This window comes from Klebsiella sp. WP8-S18-ESBL-06, from assembly GCF_014169755.1.
In the GTDB taxonomy this organism is placed as follows: domain Bacteria; phylum Pseudomonadota; class Gammaproteobacteria; order Enterobacterales; family Enterobacteriaceae; genus Kluyvera; species Kluyvera ascorbata_B.
In genome coordinates this window covers 3,584,658-3,606,719 of sequence record NZ_AP022256.1, presented here as the reverse complement: position 1 = coordinate 3,606,719, position 22,062 = coordinate 3,584,658, and the positions used below count along the sequence as shown (strand labels likewise).

Sequence of the window (22,062 nt, the reverse complement as noted above, 5' to 3'; positions counted from 1 at the left end):
GAGAACATCATGGCAATTCCAAAACTGCAGGGCTACGCGCTGCCGACCGCAATGGACATTCCGGAAAACAAGGTGAACTGGGCGTTTGAACCGGCGCGCGCGGCACTGCTGATTCATGATATGCAGGAATATTTCCTCAACTTTTGGGGCGAAGACAGTGAGATGATGGACACGGTAGTGGCCAACATCGCCGCGCTGCGTGATTTCTGCAAGAAAAACGGGATTCCGGTTTACTACACCGCGCAGCCTAAAGCGCAGAGTGATGAAGACCGTGCTCTGCTGAATGACATGTGGGGGCCGGGCCTGACCCGTTCGCCGGAGCAGCAGCGGGTGATTGCCGCACTGGCACCGGACGATGAGGATACCGTGCTGGTGAAATGGCGCTACAGCGCTTTCCACCGCTCGCCGCTGGAGCAGATGCTCAAAGAGACCGGTCGTAACCAGCTGATTATCACCGGCGTATACGCGCATATCGGCTGCATGACCACCGCCACGGATGCTTTTATGCGCGACATTAAGCCGTTCTTCGTTGCCGACGCGCTGGCGGATTTCAGCCGTGATGAGCATTTAATGTCGCTGAAATACGTTGCCGGCCGCAGCGGTCGCGTGGTGATGACTGACGAACTGCTGCCGTCTGTTCCTGCCAGCAAAGAAGCGCTGCGCGCGTTGGTGCTGCCGCTGCTGGATGAATCTGACGAACCGTTCGATGATGACAACCTGATTGATTACGGCCTGGATTCCGTGCGCATGATGGCGCTGGCGGCACGCTGGCGTAAAGTGCACGGTGATATTGATTTCGTCATGCTGGCGAAAAATCCGAGCATTGATGCCTGGTGGGCTTTGTTGTCCCGTGAGGTGAGATCATGAGTGATTTCGATTTTCGCGGACAAACCGTGTGGGTGACCGGCGCAGGGAAAGGGATCGGCTATGCGACGGCGCTGGCGTTTGCTGAGGCGGGGGCGCAGGTGACGGGCTTTGATTTGGCCTTTGACGGCGGCGACTACCCGTTTTCGACAGAAATTCTTGACGTTGCCGATGCGCAGCAGGTTGCGCAGGTGTGTGAACGACTGCTGGCGACAACCGAGCGCCTGGACGTGCTGGTGAACGCGGCGGGCATTTTACGCATGGGCACGACCGATGCGCTGAGCCAGGCCGACTGGCAGCAAACCTTTGCCGTTAACGTCGGCGGCGCGTTTAACCTGTTTCAGCAGACGATGGCGCAGTTCCGTCGCCAGCAGGGCGGAGCGATTGTGACCGTGGCGTCGGACGCCGCCCACACGCCGCGTATCGGCATGAGCGCCTATGGGGCATCTAAGGCGGCGTTGAAAAGCCTGGCGCTGAGCGTCGGGCTGGAGCTGGCCAGCGCTGGAGTCCGTTGCAATCTTGTCTCGCCGGGGTCGACCGACACCGATATGCAGCGCGCAATGTGGGTCAGCGACGATGCCGAGCAGCAGCGTATTCGCGGTTTTGCCGAGCAGTTCAAGTTGGGGATCCCGCTGGGCAAAATTGCTCGGCCGCAGGAGATTGCCGCGACGATTCTGTTCCTGGCTTCCCGCAGCGCTAGCCATATCACGCTGCAGGACATTGTGGTCGACGGCGGCTCAACGCTGGGGGCGTAACATGATCTGGAAACGGCATTTAACGCTCGATGAACTGAATGCGACCAGTGAGAATACCATGGTGGCGCATTTAGGCATTGTCTATACCCATATTGGCGACGATAGCCTGGAAGCGGTGATGCCGGTAGACGGCCGCACGCATCAGCCGTTCGGGCTGCTTCACGGCGGCGCCTCTGCCGCGCTGGCGGAGACGCTGGGCTCAATGGCCGGATATCTGATGACCCGCGAGGGACAGTGTGTGGTGGGAACCGAGCTGAATGCGTCGCACCACCGACCGGTGTCGCAAGGGCAGGTGCGGGCGGTCTGTCAGCCGCTGCATCTGGGGCGTCAGAGCCAGAGCTGGGAAATTGTCGTTTTTGACGAGCAGGGGCGGCGCTGCTGTACCTGCCGGTTAGGGACGGCGGTGTTCGGTTAGGTTTCGGTAGCCGAATAAGGCGTAGGCCGGATAAGCGCAGCGCCCTCCGGCATGGTGCGGTACATTGCCGGAGGGCGCTGCGCTTATCCGGCCTGTATACCTGCGTTCATCTCACTTTCACTCCCCGTTTCTCATCCGTTTTTCTGACTTAAGTGATCCCGTTAACAATGTGATGTAAATGTCAGGTTCCCTTTCTGGTCATATCAGTTTCAAGGATGTTAAATCAAAGGTGTTGCTATGGACACAAAATGTAACATCCTCTGCTACTGATACGGAAAATAACGATGAACAATTCAGGGAAATACCTTATATGGGCATTGCTCTCCATTGTTGGAGCCTTTGCTCTGGGCTATATCGCCCTCAACCGTGGTGAACAGATAAACGCGCTGTGGATAGTGGTTGCCGCAGTCTGTGTTTACCTGATTGCCTACCGCTTTTATGGCCTGTATATCGCGAAAAACGTCCTGCAGGTTGACCCAACCCGCATGACGCCTGCCGTGCGTCACAACGACGGCCTTGACTATGTGCCGACCGATAAGAAAGTCCTGTTCGGTCACCACTTTGCGGCGATTGCCGGTGCGGGCCCGCTGGTTGGGCCGGTGCTGGCAGCGCAGATGGGCTATCTGCCGGGGATGATCTGGCTGTTGGCTGGGGTCGTGCTGGCCGGGGCGGTACAGGACTTTATGGTGCTGTTCGTCTCGACGCGCCGCGACGGCCGTTCGCTGGGCGAACTGGTGAAAGAAGAAATGGGGCCGACTGCGGGCGTGATTGCGCTGATTGCCACGTTTATGATCATGGTGATCATTCTGGCGGTACTGGCGATGATCGTGGTGAAAGCATTGACCCACAGCCCATGGGGTACTTACACCGTGGCGTTTACCATTCCGCTGGCCCTGTTTATGGGGATTTATATTCGCTATCTGCGCCCAGGGCGTATTGGCGAGGTGTCGGTTATTGGTCTGGTGCTGCTGGTGTTTGCGATTGTCTCCGGCGGCTGGGTTGCCGCCAGCGAAACGTGGGCGCCGTGGTTTGACTATACCGGCGTGCAGTTGACCTGGATGCTGGTGGGCTATGGCTTTGTGGCCTCGGTGCTGCCGGTGTGGCTGCTGCTGGCGCCGCGTGACTACCTTTCTACCTTCTTAAAAATTGGTACCATCGTCGGGCTGGCGATCGGCATCCTCATTATGCGTCCAACGCTGACCATGCCAGCGCTGACCAAATTTATCGACGGCACCGGCCCGGTGTGGACCGGCGACCTGTTCCCGTTCCTGTTTATCACCATTGCCTGTGGCGCGGTGTCGGGTTTCCACGCGCTGATTGCTTCCGGCACAACGCCGAAAATGCTGGCGAACGAAGGCCAGGCCTGCTTTATCGGCTATGGCGGCATGTTGATGGAATCTTTTGTCGCCATTATGGCGCTGGTGGCCGCCTGTATTATTGACCCGGGCGTATACTTTGCAATGAACAGCCCAATGGCCATGCTGGCGCCCGCCGGAACCGCCGACGTGGTGGCTTCAGCCGCGCAGGTTGTCAGTTCGTGGGGCTTCTCGGTGACGCCGGATCTGCTGCACCAGATTGCCAACGAAGTGGGCGAGCAGTCGATTATCTCCCGTGCGGGCGGCGCGCCGACTCTGGCGGTGGGGATGGCCTACATCCTCCATGGCGCGCTGGGCGGGCTGATGGATGTGGCGTTCTGGTATCACTTCGCGATTCTGTTCGAAGCGCTGTTTATCCTGACGGCGGTCGACGCCGGGACCCGTGCGGCGCGCTTTATGCTGCAGGATCTGCTGGGGGTCATTAACCCGGGGCTCAAACGCACCGATTCGCTGCCGGCGAACCTGCTGGCAACGGCGCTGTGCGTGCTGGCCTGGGGCTACTTCCTCCACCAGGGCGTGGTCGATCCGCTGGGTGGTATTAACACTCTGTGGCCGCTGTTTGGTATTGCCAACCAGATGCTGGCAGGGATGGCGCTGATGCTCTGTGCGGTGGTACTGTTCAAGATGAAACGTCAGCGCTATGCGTGGGTTGCCCTGGTGCCGACGTCCTGGCTGCTGGTGTGTACGCTGGTGGCCGGCTGGCAGAAATCGTTCAGCGACGATAACCGCGTGGGCTTCCTGGCGATTGCCAATAAGTTCCAGGCGATGATCGACAGCGGTAACATCCCGCCGCAGTACACCGAGTCGCAGCTGGCGCAGCTGGTGTTTAACAACCGTCTGGATGCTGGCCTGACCATGTTCTTTATGGTGGTGGTGGTCGTGCTGGCGCTGTTCTCTATCAAAACCGCGCTGGCGGCGTTGAAAGAGGATAAACCGACGGCAAAAGAGACGCCGTATGAGCCGATGCCGGCGGATGCGGAGAACCTGATCGCGCAGGCGAAACGCGCGCATTAATCTGAAATCTTGCCCGGCCGAGCGCAGCGACGCCGGGCAAACGCAACAGGAGCACAGCGATGTTTGATACGCTCTCAAAAGCCGGGAAATACCTTGGCCAGGCCGCAAAAATGATGATTGGCGTGCCGGACTATGACAACTATGTTGAGCATATGCGCATTAACCACCCGGACCAGACGCCGATGACCTATGAAGCGTTTTTCCGCGACCGTCAGGATGCCCGCTATGGCGGCAAGGGCGGGGCCAAGTGCTGTTGATTGTTTTAGACATCTAAACGTCTTGATTGCTAAGTCTGCTCGCCATGTTATAGTGATTTAACATTGGCGCTACGCGTGGCAGATAACAAATGAAGACAACGCAACTCATCCCCCAAAGTAAGCTTCCCAATCTCGGCCCACCATTTTCACTCAGATGAGCGCTCTGGCGCAGCAGCATCAGGCGATTAATCTATCCCAGGGATTTCCCGATTTTGACGGCCCATCCTATCTTCAGCAGCGGCTGGCGCACCATGTCGCGAGCGGCGCGAATCAGTATGCGCCGATGACCGGTGCGCAGGTCCTGCGCGAGGCGATTGCCGAGAAAACGGCGGCGCTGTATGGGTATTTACCGGACGTTAACGGCGAGATTACGGTGACCGCCGGCGCCACCGAAGCGCTGTACGCCGCCATTACCGCGCTGGTGCGCGAGGGGGATGAGGTTATCTGCTTTGACCCCAGCTACGACAGCTATGCCCCTGCGGTGGCGCTGTCCGGTGGCGTGGTGAAGCGCATTGCCCTGCAGCCGCCGCACTTTCGCGTTGACTGGCAGGCGTTCACCGCATTGCTCAGCGATAAAACGCGGCTGGTTATCCTCAATACGCCGCATAATCCTTCTGCTACCGTCTGGCAGAGCGCTGATTTTATCGCGTTGTGGCAGGCGATTGCCGAACGGGAAATTTACGTACTGAGCGACGAAGTGTATGAACATATCTGCTTTGCTGAGGCGGGGCACGCCAGCGTATTGGCGCATCCACAGCTTCGCGAGCGGGCGGTGGCCGTGTCGTCGTTTGGTAAAACCTATCACATGACCGGCTGGAAGGTCGGTTACTGCATCGCGCCTGCGGCCATCAGCGCCGAGCTGCGCAAGGTGCACCAGTATCTGACGTTTGCGGTGAATACCCCGGCACAGCTCGCGCTGGCGGATATGCTGCGCGCGGAGCCGGAGCACTATCGTGAACTGCCGACGTTCTACCGGGCGCGGCGTGACCGATTTGTTGAGGCGCTTGGGCAGAGCCGTTTGACGCTGCTGCCCTGTGAGGGGACCTATTTTCTGCTGGCGGACTACAGTGCGATTTCAGATATGGACGATGTGAGTTTCTGCCGCTGGCTGACGAGCGAAGTCGGCGTGGCGGCGATTCCGCTGTCGGTGTTCTGCGATGCGCCGTTTCCGCATAAGCTGATTCGTCTGTGCTTTGCTAAGCAGGAAGCGACTTTACTGGCCGCGGCTGAGCGCCTTTGCCGTCTGTAATTATTTCACCGTCCAGGCCTGTGAGAACTGGCGATTACCGAACATTTCACACAGGCCATTAATCTGCTTAAGGCGCAGAATTTCGTCGGCATCCATACCCAGCTCCTGGCCCATTTTTTCATCGCTCCAGCCAAGATGGCTCAGTTCGCGCACGATATCTGACATCGCGCTAATCTGGTGACGACCGCGTGCGCGGTTGTGGCGCACGGTAGCGGCCATGCGTGAAGGGAGCGAGTCGTCGCGTTTATCCAACTGGGTTATTGGCAGGTAGCCGTGGAAGCGTTTTTTCAGTGCCGCTCTGGACTGCGACAGCATATGGCGATGGAAGCCGTCGACGATTTCGTAACGGTGGGCCTGTTTCTCAATGACCACAATCGGCTGGGTAAAACCGTCTGCCTCCAGCGACTTGGTTAACAGACGTTTTTCCTGCGGCGCCATATTGTTTGGGTTGTAATCATTTGGCGTGACCTGCGCTTCCTTTACCCACAGTACGCAGTCAATCGGCTGATCTTTGAATGGGCTTTCATCGTGCAATGCCTGACGAAATTGGTTAATGGCCTCAATTTTTTCATCCGACGTAAGGTGCTGCAGATACTCATGCAGCTGGTCGATTAGTTTTTGTCGCATAAGATTCCCCATTGCTGACGCTTTTGTTCCATGCGCGCGCGATAGCGCTGATAGTGATTGGCTTTGGTGGGGCTGAATGACAGCATGCGGCACCAGTAATCATTGTTTAACAACACCTTACAAATCCGTCGCCACGACGGGATATCTTTTGAACCGAGATCTTTTTCCTGCTCGTCTGGAATGTCTTCCCAGCCCTGTTTTTGGTACCAGTGCAGGTAGACGGCGATTTTGTTGCGATAATGGTCGGCGGTGGATTCCGGCATGCTGCTCAGCAGGAAATGGGCGTAGCTACGCCAGCTGTGGTTTCCCGGTTTTTCGAGCTTACGATGACCGTAAAACTGATTGTCCTGCCCGGCATACATGCCGCCGCTGTGTACACCGCTGACCCGCTGACACATATCCGCCCAGCGATCCGGTTCCAGTACGTGATACAGCCATAGCCCTTGACGCTGCTCCGGGCCAAACGGTTCGCAGATGCGCATATAGCGTAGCGGGACGCCCGCTTGATACATCAGGTCGTAGAGCGGGTTGTAGGGCTGTTGGGTGCGGGCGAACCATGTCCAGATATCGGCGGTTTTCCAGTCGTATATCGGGTAGACGTACCAGGCGTGGTTGCCGGGTGCGATGGTGGTCCAGGGTTTGTCATCGGCAAAACGGCGTTTGCGCTGCGAGGCAATAGTCAAAAAGCGGTTATAGGATTCGTCTGCGCGGATCCCGACCAGCACCGCCGCCGGGCGCTGTCGGGAAAACCACTCGGCAAATTTCTGGACGAACCGTTCAAAGGTCATGCCCGTCTCGTAAAAAGAAAAGAAGGCGGGGTCGGTAATGGCATCCTGCGGCGGCTGCCGGACCCATTTGATGCCCGGCTCCCAGCATTGCCATTCAGGGGTAAATTGGGTGAGTGAATTTTGCGTGGTGAGCGGTAAGGCAACCCAGTAAAAACAATCGATAACATCCTGGTATTGTTCGCGTAATTTTTCGCAGTGGCTGATGGTATAGGAAAATTGTGCTTCCCAGTCTATAAACAGAATACTGATTTTCTTCCCTATTGCTCGCGCAGCCTGCGCGGTTAAATGCAGCATCACCGTTGAATCTTTACCGCCAGAAAATGAGACGCAAACGCGGGAAAAATTAGTTAATGTCCAGACGATGCGTTCCTGAGCCGCATCCAGTACCGATTGCGTTAACGGGAGTTTGACCATGGGCATACTCTGGCCATCCTTGATCGAGAGTTCAACTAAACATGGATGATATAATACAATAGAGTTAAGTCAGCTTGTTAAATAAAATGCTACCAACTTCTGTTTTGTCAGTATTAATTTTACTTTGTGCTTATTTATATTTTTATTATGCCTAATTTAAATCGCATTTATTATTTTGGTGAATAATTCACTGTGCAATACCGCGCGGTTGTAAACTTTATAAATCGTGATTTTAGGCAGTTCGACCGGAAGCGTAATGCGCTTAAGCGCTAAGGTATCTTTAAAGACATTAAACATAGTCAGAGGCAACAGGCCGATCAGATCCGTGTGATGAATGGTGCTGATAATGGCCGTGAGCGATGACGAGCGAAAAGCGCACCGACGTTCCATGAGAAAGTTTTCGCTAGCATACTGGTACTGTTTAATTCCGCTATCCTGAGTGTCATAAAAGGTGAAACTTTCATTGAGCACTTCGTCAATCGAAGCAAAATTGCCAAGTCGGGGGTGATCGTTACGGCTGACCAGTACCGTCGGAATCTCAATAAAGGGCTCGCATACCAACGCCCGGTTGCTGAGCGGGGAGGTGGTAAACACGATATCGGCTTTGCGATAGGTTAATAAATTTTCGACATTGTCATTAGCTCCCGAAAAATCATGGTATTCGACGTTCAGATTGGGTTCACGTAATAACTGACCGATCATCACGGTAAATTTTTCGGAGAAATAGACCTGCGGGCCATAAATAATAAATCGCTTATCCAGCGTGGAATTTTCCATCATGTTAATCGTTTGCTCTATCTGATTCAGGTTCTCAGACAGATGATGATGCAGATTCACCGCGACGGTTGTGGGGGTGATCCCTTTGCCGGCACGGACAAAGAGCGGATCGTTTAGCTGCGTTCGCAGGCGTTGCAGAGACTGACTGACGGCGGAGGGCGTAATAAAGAGCGTTTCGGCGGCTTTACTGATGCTGAGGTGCTGGTATATACACTCAAAAATAACCAGTAAATTGAGGTCAAATCGTTTTAAATCATAAAGATTAGCCATAGTTTATCCTTTTATATTGGGAGGTATATTCATTTACCTCTGAAACCACAATCCATGTGTTCGTAAAACTTAAAAATGCCTAAATCCATGCTTAATATATATCAGACTCTCTATATTATCTACTGCAAAACAAGAAAGGTAAAAAATGAATGGACGTTATGGGTAAATGATTATTCATAAAACGAATATTAAATTAATATAGAAGAGTGAATATGAATAATTTGTCGGTCCTTTCATCTCGTGATGGGGGCCAGGGACGCTCCTTGAGATACGGTGCCGGTAAAGTTCGGTTTAGCATGTAAAACCTCTGTAAAATCAGTGTGTCGTTGAGTTGCAACGAGATAACCTATCACAACCATAGATAAGACCGACGTTGCGCAGATTGCCCCGAATGAAAGGGGATGATGTAATCAGGAGGCTGTTACAGCCTTTGTTAAGGTTATGTAGAGCGCAACACGCAAGCCAGCATCGCTGGCGCTGAGCTTACCCGCGGGTGACTCAGGTAATCGGGCCGCCTCTGTTGCGGCCTTTTTACGTCTGGGGATGGGCGATTTGTGCGTATCCTCGATACTGGTTCACAAAGCTGTCTTGTTCCGGTTGTTAGATAACGCTTATTGATTTGATAATGTAAACGCATTGGTCGAATCAGGAAAAGTTCGTTAACTTAGACCTCAACGAAAACACGGAGGAAGTACTCGATGTCATTAATTAATACTAAAATCAAACCTTTCAAAAACCAGGCGTTCAAAAACGGTGAATTCGTAGAAGTGACCGAGAAAGATACCGAAGGCCGCTGGAGCGTGTTCTTCTTCTATCCGGCTGACTTCACTTTCGTTTGCCCGACCGAACTGGGCGACGTTGCTGACCATTACGAAGAACTGCAGAAGCTGGGCGTAGACGTGTACTCCGTTTCTACCGATACCCACTTCACCCATAAAGCATGGCACAGCAGCTCTGAGACTATCGCCAAAATCAAATATGCGATGATCGGCGACCCGACTGGCGCCCTGACCCGTAACTTCGACAACATGCGTGAAGATGAAGGCCTGGCCGACCGTGCGACCTTCGTTGTTGACCCACAGGGTATCATTCAGGCTATCGAAGTTACCGCTGAAGGTATCGGCCGTGACGCATCTGACCTGCTGCGTAAAATAAAAGCCGCTCAGTATGTTGCTTCCCACCCAGGTGAAGTGTGCCCGGCTAAATGGAAAGAAGGTGAAGCCACTCTGGCGCCATCTTTAGACCTGGTAGGCAAAATCTAAGTCGTCTGCCCGGCGGCACGGCACCGGCCTACAGCCTGTAGGCCGGATAAACGCAGCACCGTCCGGCATCCCACAGGCGCACCTCTGCGCCTGTTTTATTCCAGCATCATGATGCAAGTTGCTTACAGAGGCAGCTCGTATGTGGCCGCTTGCATGATGATGTTTTAAGCCCAGGAGATAAAAATGCTCGACACCAACATGAAAACCCAGCTCAAGGCTTACCTTGAGAAGCTGACCAAACCTGTTGAGCTGATTGCCACGCTGGACGACAGCGCTAAATCGGCAGAGATCAAGGAACTGTTGGCTGAAATCGCTGAACTGTCAGATAAGGTCACCTTCAAACAAGATAACGACCTGGCGGTGCGTAAGCCGTCGTTCCTGATTACAAATCCCGGCTCTCACCAGGGCCCGCGTTTTGCCGGCTCTCCGCTGGGTCACGAGTTCACTTCTCTGGTTCTGGCGCTGCTGTGGACCGGCGGTCATCCGTCGAAAGAGGCGCAGTCTCTGCTGGAGCAGATTCGCGACATCGACGGTGATTTTGAATTTGAAACCTACTATTCACTGTCGTGCCATAACTGTCCGGACGTTGTGCAGGCGCTGAACCTGATGTCGGTGCTGAACCCGCGCATCAAGCATACGGCAATCGACGGCGGTACTTTCCAGAATGAAATCACCGAACGTAACGTGATGGGCGTCCCGGCGGTCTACGTGAATGGCCAGGAATTTGGTCAGGGCCGTATGACGCTGGCGGAAATCGTCGCGAAAGTTGACACCGGCGCGGAAAAACGCGCGGCGGAAGAGCTGAATAAGCGCGATGCGTATGATGTGCTGATTGTTGGCTCCGGCCCGTCTGGCGCGGCGGCGGCGGTTTACTCTGCGCGTAAAGGGATTCGCACCGGCCTGATGGGCGAGCGTTTTGGCGGCCAGGTGCTGGATACCGTCGATATCGAAAACTACATTTCCGTGCCGAAAACCGAAGGTCAGAAGCTGGCAGGCGCGCTGAAGGCGCACGTTAGTGAATACAACGTCGATGTGATTGATTCCCAGAGCGCGTCTAAGCTGGTGCCTGCTGCGGTTGAAGGTGGCCTGCATCAGATTGAAACGGCCTCCGGCGCGGTGCTGAAAGCACGCAGCATCATTATTGCTACCGGTGCAAAATGGCGCAACATGAACGTACCGGGCGAAGATCAGTACCGTACCAAAGGCGTAACCTATTGCCCGCACTGCGACGGCCCGCTGTTTAAAGGCAAGCGCGTGGCGGTCATTGGCGGCGGCAACTCGGGCGTGGAAGCGGCCATCGACCTGGCGGGCGTGGTTGAACACGTTACGTTGCTGGAATTTGCGCCGGAAATGAAGGCCGATCAGGTCCTGCAAGATAAAGTGCGTAGCCTGAAAAACGTCGACATTATTCTCAATGCCCAGACCACCGAAGTGAAAGGTGATGGCACCAAAGTGACCGGTCTGCAGTATCGCGACCGCGTGAGCGGCGACGAACATCACGTCGCGCTGGCGGGGATCTTTGTCCAGATTGGTCTGTTGCCGAACACAACCTGGCTGGAAGGGGCGGTTGAGCGTAACCGTATGGGTGAGATTATCATCGATGCGAAATGCGAAACGAACGTTAAGGGCGTATTTGCCGCTGGCGACTGTACTACCGTGCCGTACAAACAAATTATTATCGCCGCCGGCGAAGGTGCAAAAGCGTCACTGAGCGCGTTCGATTATCTGATTCGCACCAAAACAGCATAAAAAAGAAGACAATACCTGCAATGTCAAAGGCCACCGAAAGGTGGCCTTTTTTTATACCGCGCAGTTAACGTTAGCGCACAACCAGCACGGGAATGTTAGCGTGGCGAATCACGCTGGAGGCGTTAGATCCCAGCAGGTGGGTACTGATAGACGGATTACGAGAACCAATTACCACCATATCGGCGTTGAGCTCTTCCGCCAGTTCGTTCACCGCATCGCGCACGTTGCCCACCCGGACATGCAGCTTAATGCGGGAAGGGTCGATCGTGAAATGACTCACCATGGTGGTCAGCCGGGTTTCCGCCTCCTGCTGTAAATGCTCTTCAAAGCGGCGCAGATCGGCGGCAAAGCGGCTCATGGTGTAGCTTGCCGAACCGGGCAGAACGTGTAGTAGGTGGATAATGCCATCCTGCTGGGCTAAAAACTCCGCGTGACGAATCGCTTTGTCGCTTAACTCCATCTCAAAAACATCAACGGGCATAATGATTGTTAGACTGGCCCCCTGAATCTCCAGACAGTTGGTATCACTTAAGTTAGTGATAGTCTTAATACTAGTTTTTAGACTAGTCGTTGGAGTCCGAATGATTGATGTTTTAGGTCCAGAGAAGCGCAGACGGCGAAGTGTTCAGGAAAAAATCGCCATTGTTCAGCAGAGTTTTGAGCCCGGAATGACCGTGTCGCTGGTCGCCCGTCAGCATGGCGTTGCTGCCAGTCAGCTGTTCCTGTGGCGTAAGCAGTATCAGGAAGGCAGCCTTACAGCCGTTGCCGCAGGAGAACAGGTTGTGCCCGCGTCGGAGCTGGCATCTGCGATGAAGCAAATTAAAGAGCTGCAACGCCTGTTGGGCAAGAAAACCATGGAAAACGAGCTGCTAAAAGAAGCCGTTGAATATGGCCGACAAAAAAGTGGATAGCGCACGTGCCCTTGTTGCCGGAGGATGGCGAATAAGCCTTGTCAGTCGTTGCCTCCGGGTCTCACGTGCGCAACTGCATGCCATGGCCCGTCGGTCAAAGGACTGGCAGGATCGTCGGTGCAAGCGCAAGCCTGATGATACTGACGCGCTGGCCCGTATCCATACCGTTATCGGCGATCTGCCCACCTATGGTTATCGTCGGGTATGGGCACTGCTGCGCAGACAATCAGAAACTGACGACATGGCGGTGATCAATGCCAAACGCGTATACCGCATCATGCGTCAGAATGCGCTGCTGCTTGAGCGTAAACCGGAAATACCGCCATCGAAGCGGGCGCATACAGGGAAAGTGGCCGTTGGAGAAAGTAACCAGCGGTGGTGCTCTGACGGCTTCGAGTTCAGCTGTGATAACGGTGAAAAACTGCGGGTCACGTTCGCTCTGGACTGTTGCGATCGCGAGGCACTTTACTGGGCGGCCAGTAACGGTGGATATGACAGTGAAACCGTGCAGGACGTCATGCTGGGTGCCGTGGAGCGTCGTTTCGGTAACAGCCTGCCGACATCCCCAGTTGAGTGGCTGACAGACAACGGTTCAGCCTACCGTTCTTATCAGACGCGTCAGTTCGCCAGAATGGTAGGACTGGAGCCTAAACATACGGCGGTACGTAGCCCGGAAAGCAACGGGATGGCAGAGAGCTTCGTGAAAACGATGAAGCGCGATTACATCAGCATCATGCCGAAACCCGACGGGTTAACAGCGGTAAAGAACCTTGCGGAGGCCTTCGAACATTACAACGAATGGCATCCGCATAGTGCACTGGGGTATCGTTCGCCACGGGAATATCTGCGGCGGCGAACCAGTAATGGGTTAAGTGATAAAAAGTGTATGGAAATATAGGGGCCAATCCAATTGTTTTGTACATAGGCTCCTCCTTGTCTTTATAGAACTATCAAAACACATAATGCATTTTGAATATGTCATTTAGTTCGCAAAATAGTTTATCTCGCGGAGGGGCGTTGTAAAGTTTGGTCAGGCGGGGACAGAAAGAGGATGCATGGCATCCCCTTTAATCATTTCGGCACAGAATTAGCGGTGAAATTCGCCGGCGGCTTCCGGCTGATAAAGCAGTTCAAGCACTTCCAGATGTGTTGATGCACCGCCCGGTAACTCCCAGTGAATGGTGCTACCTGCACGCAGGCCGAGCAGGGCTGCGCCAACCGGAGCCATCACCGACAGCTGGCTGCTGCTGTCGGTCATCTGCGCCGGGAAGACCAGCGTGCGTACGCGCTCTTCGCCGGTGGTGAGATCGCGGAATCTGACCTGGCTATTCATACTCACTACGTCGTGCGGCATGTCCTCTGGGGCACACATCTGGGCACGATCCAGCTCGTCGTTTAGCGCGCTCGCCACCGGGGAATTTGCGTAAGCAGATTGCTCAAGCAGGCGGTCGATACGCTCGGCATCGAACTCATTAATAATGATGGCAGGTCGGGTCATTATTTACTCCATGTCTATCGATTATCCAAAAGAAAACCCTCACCGCCAGCGGCAAGGGTTCATCTGCTTCCATCATACTGATCCTGGCGTCAGGTTTGAAGTGATGCAGCGCACATTCGCAGATGGCAATAATTTTCGTTGTGTGAAATTTATGCGAAATACATCGCAACCTATAAATCTGGATTATTCTTTTTAGGCTGCGCCTGGCAGCGTCCTCAAAGTACAGGAGATCGTATGAGCGGTTTCGATAAACTGACCCTGAAAGATGGTAGTTATCTCTGGTTTAAAGATTGGGGGAGCGGACAGCCAATCGTATTTAGCCACGGCTGGCCGTTGACGTCTGATGCGTTTGAGGATCAGATGCTGTATCTGGGGTCAAAAGGGTATCGTGTGATTGCCCACGATAGACGAGGCCACGGACGTTCTGCGCAGCCATGGGACGGGCATAATATGGATCAGTATGCCGATGATTTGGCCGAGTTAACGGCGCACCTTAACCTGAAAGATGCGGTGCATGTCGGGCACTCTACCGGCGGCGGCGAAGTCGCACGCTACATCGGTCGCCATGGAACCAGCCGGGTAGCGAAAGCGGTGCTGATTGGTGCCGTTACGCCGATTATGGTGAAAACCGATTTTAACCCGAACGGCGTGCCAGCGGAGGTCTTTGACGGCATTCGTAACGGGGTGGTGGAAGATCGCGGTGGGTTCTTTTATGAGCTGACGGCGGCATTTTATGGCTATAACCGCCCAGGAGCCAAAGAGTCGAAAGCGGTGCGTGAAGGGTTTGTTGAGCAGGGCCTTCAGGGCTCGATTAAAGCGCTCTACGATTGTATTAAAGCTTTTTCAGAAACCGATCTGCGTGAGGACCTGCGTAAGATGACTATCCCGACGCTGGTGATTCACGGTGATGACGATCAGATTGTGCCGTTTGAAACCTGCGGGAAGGTGGCAGCGCAGCTGCTGCCGGACGCTGAACTGAAGGTATATAAAGGCGGTTCGCACGGGATCTGCACCACCCATAAGCACCAGATCAATGACGATCGCTGGCCTTTATTCAGAAGTAGGGGCGTTTAACCCCCGCAGGCGCGGGGGCGGAAATTAATAACCGTTTTTATCCACCACGAACTGTTTGCCGCAGTTGCCGGGATGCGGCTGTGGCAGCAGCGAGGCCGAGGTCAGCGGCTCGTTGATGCTGGCTGATTTGATAGCAATCTGCATTTCCGTCAAATAGGCCGGGTTGCCGTTACAGGTTAGCTTAACGGCTTTGACGTTCTCTTGACCGAAAGCGGTGGCCACCGCGGCATCGAAGCTGGCGCGGGTTACGGTTTTACCGTAGTTGGCGGCCAGGAACTGGCCGAGCGCGCTCTGCTTCACTTCGCCGTTCAGCCGAACCATAGTGCTGAAGTAGGCATCCGGATCGAAGCCAAAACAAACGCCGTGCTTAGCAAATTCATAACGCTCGAGGCAGCTTTTTCCACCGCTGCCGGGCATCACCTGGTTAAGTTTATTGGCCACTTCCAGCGACAGGCCGGTTTCTTCAGCGGCGCATTTACGGCTGGCTTTCGCTTCCGGCATATTTGGAATGGGACGGGTGGCGCAGCCGAAGCGCATCCAGCGATTGTTATCGACCCCGCGTGAGGCTATTGAGGCAGGCAGGCCCGGCCATAAACCGTGGACCGTTAAATAGTCAGCCTTATTATTGAGTTCTTTAGGCTGTTGGCATTCCAGTGGTTCTTTACGGTTGCGGTCATACTGACTCTGACAAAAGCCCGTTTGCCAGGAGAGCGCCAGTACGTAACGATCGAAGTCACCATATTGCGTCGGGACGAGCGGCTCGGCGTGAAGGCTTCCGGCGCAGAGTAACAGCGCACATCCTGACACAATATTCTTCCTTAGCATTTTCCTGGCTCCACGTTTTTAATCATTTAGTGACGTTATTACATAATAAAATAAGGCGCCTTCAGGCGCCTTATTTATTTGAGCTATCAATGATTATGCGGACGCGCCGGGAACCAGAATTTCGGTAGCGATAATCACCACAATCAGGCCCACAATGACCGGTACTGAAGTCCGCTTCACCACTTCGAACGGTGAAATTTTTGCCATCCCGGCAACCGCGACAACGACGCCGGAAACCGGGGAGATGGTACGGCCCAGGTTGGAGGCCTGGAGCATCGGGATGGACAGGTAGGCCGGGTTAATACCGGAGGAGTGCGCCAGCTTTGGAATCATCTCCACGAAAGCATAGAACGGGGCGTTACCGGAACCGGTCGTCATTGCTGCCAGCATGGTCAGCACGACCAGCACCAGCATCAGGATGATGCTGGCGGAGCCGAACGAGGTGGCGATAGAGATCAGGCTATTAATAAAGCCGATGGTGCTCAGACCCTGGGCGAAGACGCCGGCTGCAACCAGCAGCATAACCACGCCGGCGAAGGCGTCCGCCATGCCGCGATAGGCCACTTCCAGACCCGCAAACACGTTCTGGGTGTTAAAGCCGCGGAAGAACTCCAGCACCGCGGCCAGCAGCATACAAATAACCAGAATCGCGATGATATGCAGCTCCGGGCCCCATTTACCGTCAAAAATCAATACGCCGATAATGGGCGTGAACGGTAAAATGGCATAGAAGGACGGCGCGGTAGTGGTAATTTCGCTGACATCCAGCATCTCGTGAGAGATATTTTCTTTTTTGTCCAGGTAGCGCTGCCAGAAGAAATGGGCAATAGCCATCGCGATAATCGCGGCGATAGAGATTGGCAGTGTGGTTTTAAAGGCAAAATCAATTAACGGCATTTCGGCGGCCTTGGCAGCCAGCACGACGTCACCGGACGTCGGAGAGAGAATAATGGCTGCCGGGGAGGCACAAATAGCCGCTGCGGCGCCGCGGCTAATGCCGACGTTAACCATGACCGGGAAGAGAGTCGCCATCAGCAGCACGCCCAGACCGGTAGCGGAGGAGACAGCCAGCGACATCAGGCACGCCACAAAATAGGCCGCAATCATCAGTAAATACGGTGAGTTAATATATTGCAGCGGTTTGGAAGCCAGCTTAACAACCATATCGTTAGCGCCAATGTGGGTCATATAAGCGGCAAAACCACAGAGCATCATAATCATCATGCCGAGATCGCCGCCGCGGCTCATCAGCAGAATTTTAATATATTCAATGATGTCAGTAGCAGAGTAACCCGTGCTGGTTTCACTACTCGGTAAAATCTTATGCCCCATCAATGCACTGGCAATCAGTAGCAGCAGACCGCCGACAAAGAGGACCCCTGTCGCGGAATATCCTTTGATGATGTAGCGGGCTACGCCCACGATAACCACAACACCAATCAGGAGTTCAAAGAACGTTAACATTATTAACACCTATCGCCCAGTTGTAAAATTGATGCAGTGCAGCATCAAAAAGTAAGGATGAAATGTGCCGAAAAAACCGGCGAACTTAGCTGATGAAAATCAAAAAAGAGACTAATTAAAGATGATGACTTTGCAAATTACACGATGTACTCACAAAGCGGAACATTGCCCTCACACTAAGTATAGCGGGCTGCGTGAATAATAAACAGAAAGGTGAATGAAATGTATTATTTCAGTTAGATAACATCGTGAATGGCCGGCGCTGCGGCGGTGTGGTATCGCTTATGCTGTGGGGGAGAGTGTTTGCTTTATTTTATTGTGTCATATTTATTGATTAATGTTATAAATGAAGTGGCTTAGAAATAAATAAGGTTAAACTTTGGTTTTAATATAATTCCAAGCGGTGGGTGGTTATTTATTTTTATAATGAAATGATGTGAGTAAATAATGAAAGTTTTGACTGCATATAATTGACGCTTTGAGTTGATATTTATGCACTTGAGCTGAGGGTCGGGTTGAACAATCATCTAAGGAAGGTGCGAACAAGTTCCTGATATGAGATCATCATGTTCATCCGGAGCGCATCCCAGAGGGACATCATGAGCCATCAACTCACCTTCGCCGATAGTGAATTCAGCACTAAGCGCCGTCAGACCCGAAAAGAGATTTTCCTCTCCCGCATGGAGCATATTCTGCCATGGCAGAATATGACCGCTGTCATCGAGCCGTTTTATCCCAAGGCGGGCAATGGCCGACGGCCCTATCCGCTGGAGACCATGCTGCGTATTCACTGCATGCAGCATTGGTACAACCTGAGCGACGGTGCCATGGAAGATGCCCTGTACGAAATCGCCTCCATGCGCCTGTTTGCCCGATTATCCCTGGATAGCGCCCTGCCGGATCGCACCACCATCATGAATTTCCGCCACCTGCTCGAGCAGCATCAACTGGCCCGTCAATTGTTCAAGACCATCAATCGCTGGCTGGCCGAAGCAGGCGTCATGATGACCCAAGGCACTTTGGTGGATGCCACCATCATTGAGGCACCCAGCTCTACCAAGAACAAAGAGCAGCAACGCGATCCGGAGATGCATCAGACCAAGAAAGGCAATCAGTGGCACTTTGGCATGAAGGCCCACATTGGTGTCGATGCCAAGAGTGGCCTGACCCACAGCCTAGTCACCACCGCGGCCAACGAGCATGACCTCAATCAGCTGAGTAATCTGCTTCATGGAGAGGAGCAATTTGTCTCAGCCGATGCCGGCTACCAAGGAGCGCCACAGCGCGAGGAGCTGGCCGAGGTGGATGTGGACTGGCTGATCGCCGAGCGTCCCGGCAAGGTAAAAACCTTGAAGCAGCATCCGCGCAAGAACAAAACGGCCATCAACATCGAATACATGAAAGCCAGCATCCGTGCCAAGGTGGAGCACCCGTTTCGCATCATCAAGCGGCAGTTCGGCTTCGTGAAAGCCAGATACAAGGGGCTGCTGAAAATGATAACCAACTGGCGATGTTATTCACCCTGGCCAACCTGTTTCGGGTGGACCAAATGATACGTCAGTGGGAGAGATCTCACTAAAAACCGGAAATAACGCCAGAAATGGCGGAAAAAATAGCCTAAATAGGCTGATTCGATGTGTTTGCGGGAAAAAAATCGGCCCAGATCCGCGAAATTTTAATCAGCGAGTCAGCTTTGGAAGAAATGACCTGCTTATTCGCACCTTCCCTAAGAATATTCTAATTTGTAACCAGGCGGTATGAAAAAAACTATGGATTGATGTCGTTGAGACTCAATTGAGTTTATTCTTGTTAGACTATTCTTAATGGATACTTTACTGGCAAGTCTATCGTGTTAAATCTCAATAAAAATTTTGCACTGTCGCTCGTGTTCGCGGGGCTGTCGGCTACAGCACTTCCTGCGGCGGCGTCGTTTAGCGAAACCATAAAAGAGGGTTACAACACCCTTAGCAGCAACATTGCTCAGACGTGGAATGAGCCGCAGCATTACGATCTGTATGTGCCAGCAATTACCTGGCACGCGCGTTTTGCCTACGATAAAGAAAAAACCGACGCGTACAATGAACGTCCCTGGGGAGCGGGGTTTGGCGTGTCCCGCTGGGATGAAAAAGGCAACTGGAACGGCATTTATCTTATGGCTTTTAAGGACTCCTTTAATAAATGGGAGCCTATCGGAGGCTACGGCTGGGAAAAAACCTGGCGACCGCTGGCTGATGATAACTTCCATGTTGGCCTCGGATACACCATCGGGGTGACCGCACGCGATAACTGGAAATACATCCCGATTCCGGTGGCGCTCCCTCTGGCCTCCATCGGCTACGGCCCCGCAACATTCCAGATGACCTACATCCCGGGTACCTATAACAACGGTAATGTGTACTTTGCCTGGATGCGTTTCCAGTTCTGAAAACCGCTTCTGGAACCAATGCTGAGATAAAGTCAACCTGCAAATAAAAGTTAGCGACATTTATCACTTTTTAACGAAGTTGGGCTGGACAAAACCGACGACAATTGTTGTACTGTTAACTGACACAGATTAGTGTCGTTTTTTCATATAAAGGTAATTTTGATGTCTAAGATTAAAGGTAACGTTAAGTGGTTTAATGAGTCCAAAGGATTCGGTTTCATTACTCCGGAAGATGGCAGCAAAGACGTATTCGTACACTTCTCTGCAATCCAGACCAACGGTTTCAAAACTCTGGCTGAAGGTCAGCGCGTAGAGTTCGAAATCACTAACGGTGCCAAAGGCCCTTCTGCTGCTAACGTCATCGCTCTGTAAGCGACAAATAGCAGTCAGAATTCAAAACCCGCTTAACTGCGGGTTTTTTTTATTCTTTTTATCCCTGACTGGTGGCGCTGAACAGCCAGAACGCCAGCGCCGTCATGGCAAATGAGCCGAAAAGGTTAACCGCCACGTTTAACAGCGCCCAGCTGAATTTCCCCGCCTGCAACAGAAAGACCACTTCTGCCGAAAACGTCGAGAAGGTCGTCAGGCCGCCGCAAAAACCGGTGGTGAGCAGCACTTTCCACACCGGATCAATGTGCGGGAGCCGATTAAACCAGGCAAGACCGGCGCCGATAATGAACGCCCCCAGCAGGTTGGCCGTAAGCGTACCCAGCGGAAGCGCATGGTGCATAGGGTTAAAGCGAAAGCTAAGCAGCCAGCGGGCTACGCTGCCGGTACCGCCGCCGATAAAAACGGCTAACAAAAGTTGCATCATGCGAATTTCCTGCCATCTTCGAGTGTGGCCAGAGTTTACCCTTGAAGGGACGATCTGGCTATATACTGATCGATATTCATCATCTTGATATATTAGCAAAACTTAAGGAGTTACGATGCGAGTAGCGGCGGGACAGTTTGTCGTGACACCGGAGTGGCAGGTTAACGCGCAAACCTGCGTGACGCTGATGCAGTCGGCGGCAGCGCTGGGCGCTGAGCTGCTAGTGTTGCCAGAAGCGCTGCTGGCGCGTAGCGATAGCGATCCGGATATGTCGGTGAAATCGGCGCAGCCGCTGAACGGTGGCTTTATGCAGCTCCTCAAGGCGCAGAGCCGTCTTGACGATTTGACGACGATACTCACCATTCACACTCCCTCTTCGGCGGAACGGGCCAGAAATACGCTGGTCGCGCTACGCGGTGGGGAGGTGATTGCTCACTACCATAAGCTGCATCTCTATGACGCTTTTGCTATCCAGGAGTCGAAGCGGGTCGATGCCGGGGGAGCGCTGCCGCCGTTAATTGAGGTGTCGGGGTTTAAGGTCGGCCTGATGACCTGCTATGACCTGCGCTTTCCGGACATGGCGCTAGCGCTGGCGTTACAGGGGGCTGAGATTCTGGCGCTGCCTGCCGCCTGGGTACGCGGGCCGCTGAAGGAACATCATTGGTCGACGCTGCTGGCTGCGCGAGCGCTGGACACGACCTGTTACCTCGTCGCCAGCGGCGAGTGCGGCACGAGAAACATTGGTCAGAGCCGAATCGTGGATCCGCTTGGCGTGACCCTGGCAGGAGCTTCAACGGCACCGCAGCTGATTGTGTCTGAGGTGAGTCGCGACGATCTTTCACGCATTCGTCAGCAGCTTCCGGTGCTGAAAAACAGGCGTTTTGCGCTACCGCAATTAACATGACGTTTTTTTAAACAATGCTTGATTCACCTTGTTACAGATTGCTATTGTGTGCACGCGCTAAATGACCGTTAATAAACTATGGTGATGTGGCGCATTTTGCAGCCTGTTTTTGAGAAGAAGGTATCTATGGGTGAGATTAGTATTACCAAACTGCTGGTAGTGGCAGCACTGATTATTCTGGTGTTTGGTACCAAGAAATTACGGACTCTGGGTGGAGATCTGGGTTCAGCGATCAAAGGCTTTAAAAAAGCCATGAATGACGATGAAACCGCCGCGCAAAAGAGCGCAGACGAGACTCCGGCAGAAAAGCTCTCTCATAAAGAGTAAGCA

Annotated in this window: 22 protein-coding genes and 1 pseudogene; 15 read left to right on the top strand and 8 right to left on the bottom strand. The window is 53.4% G+C overall.

Annotation, left to right across the window (positions count from 1 at the left end):
- Window positions 1-9 precede the first annotated feature (9 nt).
- The 6 genes and pseudogenes from H7R76_RS17300 to H7R76_RS17275 all read left to right on the top strand — a co-directional run bounded on the left by H7R76_RS17300 (window position 10) and on the right by H7R76_RS17275 (window position 5,930).
- Window positions 10-867 (top strand): isochorismatase, encoded by an 858-nt coding sequence (locus tag H7R76_RS17300; RefSeq protein ID WP_106924724.1) that lies wholly within the window; start codon window positions 10-12, stop codon window positions 865-867.
- Window positions 864-1,619, top strand: coding sequence for a 2,3-dihydro-2,3-dihydroxybenzoate dehydrogenase EntA (entA, locus tag H7R76_RS17295; RefSeq protein WP_182965929.1), 756 nt, complete (start codon window positions 864-866; stop codon window positions 1,617-1,619). Before H7R76_RS17300 ends, entA begins: the two co-directional genes overlap by 4 nt.
- 1 nt (window position 1,620) lies before the next feature.
- A complete protein-coding gene (gene entH / locus H7R76_RS17290; RefSeq protein WP_182965927.1) occupies window positions 1,621-2,034 on the top strand; it encodes a proofreading thioesterase EntH in 414 nt (137 codons plus the stop codon).
- A gap of 284 nt (window positions 2,035-2,318) precedes the next feature.
- The gene (cstA, locus tag H7R76_RS17285) at window positions 2,319-4,424 is read left to right on the top strand and encodes a pyruvate/proton symporter CstA (protein WP_106924721.1); all 2,106 of its coding nucleotides are present in this window, start codon (window positions 2,319-2,321) and stop codon (window positions 4,422-4,424) included.
- 59 nt (window positions 4,425-4,483) lie between these two features.
- Window positions 4,484-4,681, top strand: a complete 198-nt coding sequence (locus H7R76_RS17280; protein WP_052284779.1) for a YbdD/YjiX family protein — start codon at window positions 4,484-4,486, stop codon at window positions 4,679-4,681.
- A gap of 89 nt (window positions 4,682-4,770) precedes the next feature.
- Window positions 4,771-5,930, top strand: a pseudogene (locus tag H7R76_RS17275) (pyridoxal phosphate-dependent aminotransferase).
- Here the strand turns inward: H7R76_RS17275 and H7R76_RS17270 are convergent.
- The 3 genes from H7R76_RS17270 to citR form a co-directional block, all read right to left on the bottom strand.
- Entirely contained in the window at window positions 5,931-6,557 is a 627-nt protein-coding gene (locus H7R76_RS17270) for an IbrB-like domain-containing protein (protein WP_106924719.1), read from the bottom strand.
- The gene (locus H7R76_RS17265; protein ID WP_106924718.1) at window positions 6,542-7,765 is read right to left on the bottom strand and encodes a phosphoadenosine phosphosulfate reductase; all 1,224 of its coding nucleotides are present in this window, start codon (window positions 7,763-7,765) and stop codon (window positions 6,542-6,544) included. The genes H7R76_RS17270 and H7R76_RS17265 overlap by 16 nt, the downstream gene beginning before the upstream one ends.
- 150 nt (window positions 7,766-7,915) lie before the next feature.
- Window positions 7,916-8,806, bottom strand: a complete 891-nt coding sequence (gene citR / locus H7R76_RS17260; protein ID WP_182965925.1) for a DNA-binding transcriptional repressor CitR — start codon at window positions 8,804-8,806, stop codon at window positions 7,916-7,918.
- Between the two features lie 698 nt (window positions 8,807-9,504).
- On the opposite strand from citR, the gene ahpC reads away from it, so the two are divergent.
- Both ahpC and ahpF read left to right on the top strand, forming a co-directional pair.
- Complete coding sequence (gene ahpC / locus H7R76_RS17255) at window positions 9,505-10,068, top strand: alkyl hydroperoxide reductase subunit C (RefSeq protein WP_106924716.1); 564 nt, start codon at window positions 9,505-9,507, stop codon at window positions 10,066-10,068.
- A gap of 183 nt (window positions 10,069-10,251) precedes the next feature.
- Complete coding sequence (ahpF, locus tag H7R76_RS17250; RefSeq protein WP_106924715.1) at window positions 10,252-11,817, top strand: alkyl hydroperoxide reductase subunit F; 1,566 nt, start codon at window positions 10,252-10,254, stop codon at window positions 11,815-11,817.
- Window positions 11,818-11,887: 70 nt separating this feature from the next.
- Here the strand turns inward: ahpF and uspG are convergent, their stop codons facing one another.
- On the bottom strand, window positions 11,888-12,298 hold the full coding sequence (uspG, locus tag H7R76_RS17245) for a universal stress protein UspG (RefSeq protein WP_182965923.1): 411 nt from the start codon (window positions 12,296-12,298) through the stop codon (window positions 11,888-11,890).
- Between the two features lie 100 nt (window positions 12,299-12,398).
- Between uspG and H7R76_RS17240 the strand changes: the two genes are divergently transcribed.
- Window positions 12,399-13,626, top strand: a protein-coding gene (locus tag H7R76_RS17240) for an IS3-like element ISEc36 family transposase (RefSeq protein WP_182965921.1) whose coding sequence is annotated in 2 segments (ribosomal slippage) — window positions 12,399-12,715 and window positions 12,714-13,626 — 1,230 coding nt in all. Because the reading frame shifts where the segments join, the coding sequence is not laid out codon by codon here.
- A 189-nt stretch (window positions 13,627-13,815) separates the two neighbouring features.
- Here H7R76_RS17240 and rnk read toward each other — a convergent pair.
- The gene (rnk, locus tag H7R76_RS17235) at window positions 13,816-14,226 is read right to left on the bottom strand and encodes a nucleoside diphosphate kinase regulator (RefSeq protein ID WP_106924713.1); all 411 of its coding nucleotides are present in this window, start codon (window positions 14,224-14,226) and stop codon (window positions 13,816-13,818) included.
- Window positions 14,227-14,460: 234 nt separating this feature from the next.
- Between rnk and H7R76_RS17230 the strand changes: the two genes are divergently transcribed.
- Window positions 14,461-15,300 (top strand): alpha/beta fold hydrolase, encoded by an 840-nt coding sequence (locus tag H7R76_RS17230; RefSeq protein ID WP_182965919.1) that lies wholly within the window; start codon window positions 14,461-14,463, stop codon window positions 15,298-15,300.
- A gap of 24 nt (window positions 15,301-15,324) precedes the next feature.
- Here the strand turns inward: H7R76_RS17230 and rna are convergent, their stop codons facing one another.
- Both rna and dcuC read right to left on the bottom strand, forming a co-directional pair.
- Window positions 15,325-16,125, bottom strand: coding sequence for a ribonuclease I (gene rna / locus H7R76_RS17225; RefSeq protein ID WP_182965917.1), 801 nt, complete (start codon window positions 16,123-16,125; stop codon window positions 15,325-15,327).
- A gap of 93 nt (window positions 16,126-16,218) precedes the next feature.
- Window positions 16,219-17,589 (bottom strand): anaerobic C4-dicarboxylate transporter DcuC, encoded by a 1,371-nt coding sequence (dcuC, locus tag H7R76_RS17220; RefSeq protein WP_106924711.1) that lies wholly within the window; start codon window positions 17,587-17,589, stop codon window positions 16,219-16,221.
- Window positions 17,590-18,188: 599 nt separating this feature from the next.
- On the opposite strand from dcuC, the gene H7R76_RS17215 reads away from it, so the two are divergent.
- The 3 genes from H7R76_RS17215 to cspE all read left to right on the top strand — a co-directional run bounded on the left by H7R76_RS17215 (window position 18,189) and on the right by cspE (window position 20,386).
- A protein-coding gene (locus H7R76_RS17215) for an IS5-like element ISKpn26 family transposase (protein WP_502711062.1) occupies window positions 18,189-19,168 on the top strand; the annotation gives its coding sequence in 2 pieces (ribosomal slippage) (window positions 18,189-19,074 and window positions 19,074-19,168; 981 coding nt in all).
- Between the two features lie 297 nt (window positions 19,169-19,465).
- Complete coding sequence (gene pagP, locus H7R76_RS17210) at window positions 19,466-20,014, top strand: lipid IV(A) palmitoyltransferase PagP (RefSeq protein ID WP_353654621.1); 549 nt, start codon at window positions 19,466-19,468, stop codon at window positions 20,012-20,014.
- 162 nt (window positions 20,015-20,176) lie between these two features.
- Entirely contained in the window at window positions 20,177-20,386 is a 210-nt protein-coding gene (gene cspE, locus H7R76_RS17205; protein ID WP_000034825.1) for a transcription antiterminator/RNA stability regulator CspE, read from the top strand.
- A 58-nt stretch (window positions 20,387-20,444) separates the two neighbouring features.
- On the opposite strand, the gene crcB is transcribed toward cspE, so the two are convergent.
- On the bottom strand, window positions 20,445-20,828 hold the full coding sequence (gene crcB, locus H7R76_RS17200) for a fluoride efflux transporter CrcB (protein WP_106924709.1): 384 nt from the start codon (window positions 20,826-20,828) through the stop codon (window positions 20,445-20,447).
- Window positions 20,829-20,943: 115 nt separating this feature from the next.
- Here crcB and H7R76_RS17195 point away from each other — a divergent pair, with 115 nt between their 5' ends.
- Both H7R76_RS17195 and tatE read left to right on the top strand, forming a co-directional pair.
- Window positions 20,944-21,732: a deaminated glutathione amidase gene (locus H7R76_RS17195; protein WP_182965915.1), complete on the top strand. Its 789-nt coding sequence runs from the start codon at window positions 20,944-20,946 to the stop codon at window positions 21,730-21,732.
- Window positions 21,733-21,858: 126 nt separating this feature from the next.
- Window positions 21,859-22,059, top strand: coding sequence for a twin-arginine translocase subunit TatE (gene tatE, locus H7R76_RS17190; protein WP_106924707.1), 201 nt, complete (start codon window positions 21,859-21,861; stop codon window positions 22,057-22,059).
- The last annotated feature ends 3 nt before the right edge of the window (window positions 22,060-22,062 follow it).

Bases quoted from the DNA above. Each gene is read 5' to 3' on its own strand.
- H7R76_RS17300 (WP_106924724.1), top strand. From the start codon at position 10: ATGGCAATTCCAAAACTGCAGGGCTACGCGCTGCCGACCGCAATGGAC.
- entA (WP_182965929.1), top strand. From the start codon at position 864: ATGAGTGATTTCGATTTTCGCGGACAAACCGTGTGGGTGACCGGCGCA.
- entH (WP_182965927.1), top strand. From the start codon at position 1,621: ATGATCTGGAAACGGCATTTAACGCTCGATGAACTGAATGCGACCAGT.
- cstA (WP_106924721.1), top strand. From the start codon at position 2,319: ATGAACAATTCAGGGAAATACCTTATATGGGCATTGCTCTCCATTGTT.
- H7R76_RS17280 (WP_052284779.1), top strand. From the start codon at position 4,484: ATGTTTGATACGCTCTCAAAAGCCGGGAAATACCTTGGCCAGGCCGCA.
- H7R76_RS17270 (WP_106924719.1), bottom strand. From the start codon at position 6,557: ATGCGACAAAAACTAATCGACCAGCTGCATGAGTATCTGCAGCACCTT.
- H7R76_RS17265 (WP_106924718.1), bottom strand. From the start codon at position 7,765: ATGCCCATGGTCAAACTCCCGTTAACGCAATCGGTACTGGATGCGGCT.
- citR (WP_182965925.1), bottom strand. From the start codon at position 8,806: ATGGCTAATCTTTATGATTTAAAACGATTTGACCTCAATTTACTGGTT.
- ahpC (WP_106924716.1), top strand. From the start codon at position 9,505: ATGTCATTAATTAATACTAAAATCAAACCTTTCAAAAACCAGGCGTTC.
- ahpF (WP_106924715.1), top strand. From the start codon at position 10,252: ATGCTCGACACCAACATGAAAACCCAGCTCAAGGCTTACCTTGAGAAG.
- uspG (WP_182965923.1), bottom strand. From the start codon at position 12,298: ATGCCCGTTGATGTTTTTGAGATGGAGTTAAGCGACAAAGCGATTCGT.
- rnk (WP_106924713.1), bottom strand. From the start codon at position 14,226: ATGACCCGACCTGCCATCATTATTAATGAGTTCGATGCCGAGCGTATC.
- H7R76_RS17230 (WP_182965919.1), top strand. From the start codon at position 14,461: ATGAGCGGTTTCGATAAACTGACCCTGAAAGATGGTAGTTATCTCTGG.
- rna (WP_182965917.1), bottom strand. From the start codon at position 16,125: ATGCTAAGGAAGAATATTGTGTCAGGATGTGCGCTGTTACTCTGCGCC.
- dcuC (WP_106924711.1), bottom strand. From the start codon at position 17,589: ATGTTAACGTTCTTTGAACTCCTGATTGGTGTTGTGGTTATCGTGGGC.
- cspE (WP_000034825.1), top strand. From the start codon at position 20,177: ATGTCTAAGATTAAAGGTAACGTTAAGTGGTTTAATGAGTCCAAAGGA.
- crcB (WP_106924709.1), bottom strand. From the start codon at position 20,828: ATGATGCAACTTTTGTTAGCCGTTTTTATCGGCGGCGGTACCGGCAGC.
- H7R76_RS17195 (WP_182965915.1), top strand. From the start codon at position 20,944: ATGCGAGTAGCGGCGGGACAGTTTGTCGTGACACCGGAGTGGCAGGTT.
- tatE (WP_106924707.1), top strand. From the start codon at position 21,859: ATGGGTGAGATTAGTATTACCAAACTGCTGGTAGTGGCAGCACTGATT.